General features: G+C 62.5%; 2 protein-coding genes and 1 pseudogene. All 3 read right to left on the bottom strand.

The window, feature by feature from the left end; translation table 11 throughout:
- Positions 1 to 725, bottom strand: a pseudogene (locus EN969_RS25335) (undecaprenyl-phosphate glucose phosphotransferase); the annotation flags it as partial.
- Positions 726 to 819: 94 nt separating this feature from the next.
- Entirely contained in the window at positions 820 to 1,950 is a 1,131-nt protein-coding gene (locus tag EN969_RS25330; RefSeq protein WP_063167774.1) for a glycosyltransferase family 4 protein, read from the bottom strand.
- A gap of 10 nt (positions 1,951 to 1,960) precedes the next feature.
- On the bottom strand, positions 1,961 to 2,524 hold the full coding sequence (locus EN969_RS25325) for a polysaccharide biosynthesis/export family protein (protein WP_013532220.1): 564 nt from the start codon (positions 2,522 to 2,524) through the stop codon (positions 1,961 to 1,963).
- Between the last annotated feature and the right edge of the window lie 270 nt (positions 2,525 to 2,794).

Here is a 2,794-nt window from a genome sequence, read left to right as displayed (position 1 = left end):
AATTCAATCAGTTCCGAAATGGTGCCGAGCTTGGGGTAGCCGGCGACGATGGGCGGCGAGCGCTTGTCGCTGCGATCGTCGAAGATGCCGCAGATGCGGATATCGTTGTAGGGCTGCTTTTCGACCGAGCGGATCAGGATTTCCGCCGCCTTGCCGCCGCCGACGATGACGGCGCGCCGCTCCATGCGGCCATCGCGCGCCCAGGCCCGGATCAGCTTCGACATTACCAGCCTGAGGCCGAAGATGAGAACGAAGCCGATGACGAACCAGCTGCCCAACAAAAGGCGCGAATAGTTTTCCGACATCTTCATGACGAACGCCGTCAGCGCCATCAGGGCGAAAGTGCCGGCCCAGACCAGCAGCACACGGCCGAAATTGGCGATCGGCCGCATCAGGGCGACGATCTGGTAGCAGTCGGTGACGTCGAGCAGCACCACGGCAAGGAACGACGCGGCGGCGATCGTTACCGGATACTGCCAGGCGAGATAATTGAAGAACCCGACATAATGGAAATAGACGGCGAGCCCGGACAGGAACAGCAAGCCGAATTCGACCATGCGCAGGACGCCGCTGACCATGATCGGCGACATCGTATCGCGCCGGTACTGCGAGGCGACCTGGCGCGCGACATCGTTCATGCCGCTTGGCGTGTCGCCATCGGCCGGGCCGTCGAATTTACGCACCGCCTCTGCTGAAAAGCGGCGCGCGGGGTCGATCTCGTTCATGAGGGCTTTCCGCAAGCTTCCCCTCGGTCATAGCAAAAGAGAGCTAAGAAACCCTTGAAACAACATACGGCTTTGGAACGGCTTGGTCCTGCGCCTACTTGTCGAGCGCGGCGAAATAGGCGTTCTCGATGTCGGCGGCCATCACATCGGCGCCGAAGCGTGCCTTGAGGTCGGCCCCATCCGGCATCAGGTCGCGATAGGCGGCCGGGTCGGCCAGCGCTTGGCTCATCCTTTCGGCGAGCTCGATCGGGTCAGGTCGGATCAGGGCAGGGGAACCGGTGTCGAATATCTCCGGAATGCCGCCGACCGCTGTTGCGATCATCGGCTTTCCCGCGGCAAGCGTTTCCAGGACGATATAGGGCATGGCTTCGGCGCGCGAAGGAACGATGATAAGCGCGGCAAGGGCAAAGGCCTCCCTGGCCGGCATCGGCGGTAGGAAGCGGACATGGCGCTCGAGCCCGAGGCGTTTCACTTGCCCGTGGTAACGCGGTAGGTCGTCGCCGTCGCCGACCATCACCGCGGTCAGCGCGCGGCCGAACCGTGGGCCGGCGAGCGCCAATGCGTCGATGAAGATGTCCGGCCCCTTCAGGTCGCGCATCATGCCGATATAAAGCAGGTCGGCTGCGTCCGGCGCGGTGATCACCGGCTCGAATTCAGTGGCGCGCAGGCCGTTATAGACGAGGGTGTTGGGAATGGGCGGCTCGCCGACCTTGTGGCGATAGGTCCGCCGCTCATAGTCCGAGACAAACAGCAGATAGTCGGTGAAGCGAGCCATGAAGCGCTCGAGCGCGAAGAACAGCTTTCCGGTGGTCGTGTTCTCGTCATAGTGGAGGGAGCCGCCATGCGGCGAATAAAGGCGGGCTACGCGAGACCTTGATACCCGCAACAACGAGCCGAACAGACGGGCATAGGCGCCACCCTTGGCGCCGTGCCCGTGCAGTACGTCCGGCCGCAATTCCTTGATGATCCTGTACGTGCGCCAAGCCGAGGCAAGGTCGCCGGGACCGACGTGGCGCTGCATCGGCGTGCGATGAATGCCGAGCGCCAGCATGTTCTTCATCTGCTCGAACAGATGTTCCTCGAACGCGCCGCCCGTCGTCGAATCGCAGACGATGCCGACGGAATGCCCGGCGGCGACCTGCGCCTCGGTCAGGTCGCGCACATGCCGGAAAATTCCTCCGACGGGTGAGCGAAAGCAATGGACGATCCTGAGCCTGTCCGCCACTTGGTATCTGTCAGAACAGGCGTTCGCGGACGTAGACCGTATCGCCCGGCAGCAGCGGGTCGGAGGTGACCACGCGGCCGGTCATCACCTTGCCGTTGATGTCGCGGGTGATGTCGACGCTTTCCTGGTTGGCGCGCGGCGTGAAGCCGCCGGCAATGGCGATTGCCTTCTGCACCGTCAGGCCGGGGACGTAAGAGTATTGGCCGGCGGCACCCACTTCGCCCATGACGAAGATCGGCCGGTAGCGGTCGATCTCGACCGAAACGTCGGGATCGCGCAGATAGCCTTGCCGCAATTTGTCGGCGATCTCCTTTTCCATCTGCTGCGCGGTGTGGCCGCGCGCCGGTATGGCGCCGACAAGCGGGAAGGAGAGATAGCCGGATTGATCGACGCTGTAGGTGTTGGTCAGCCCGTCCTGCTCGAACACGGTGACGCGGACGCGATCGCCGGCGCCAAGACGATAGGGCTGATCGAGCACCTCATGGAAGGCGGCCGGCGTCGGCCGGTAGCTGGAACAGCCAGCCAGCATCGATACGGCAAGCAGCGCGCGAAACAGGGAAGCAGTGCTTTTCATGACCGGACAAGTACCTTCGACTGGGCCGCTGCGGCGTCGCAGCAAACATCAGGGATCGAGGCCCGTTATCATCCTGTTAGGGTTAATGGCCGGTAAAGGGAGCGGCCGACACGTGGCGCATCGGCAAGAGTTTTTGCGATTTCTGGCGGTTTTGTTTGTCGCCCGCCAGTAAACCCTAACGGAAACTTACCGCGATCTTAACGGCTGAGTTACCATAGTTGTTTACGGTGCGTGCTGACCCAGTATCGGAGTAGGGATGCATGTCCGTTC

It is taken from the genome of Mesorhizobium sp. M7A.F.Ca.CA.003.01.2.1 (assembly GCF_003998945.1).
GTDB classification, from domain to species: domain Bacteria; phylum Pseudomonadota; class Alphaproteobacteria; order Rhizobiales; family Rhizobiaceae; genus Mesorhizobium; species Mesorhizobium ciceri.
The sequence above is the reverse complement of the archived record's forward strand: the minus strand, read 5'-3'. Positions and strand labels throughout refer to the sequence as shown.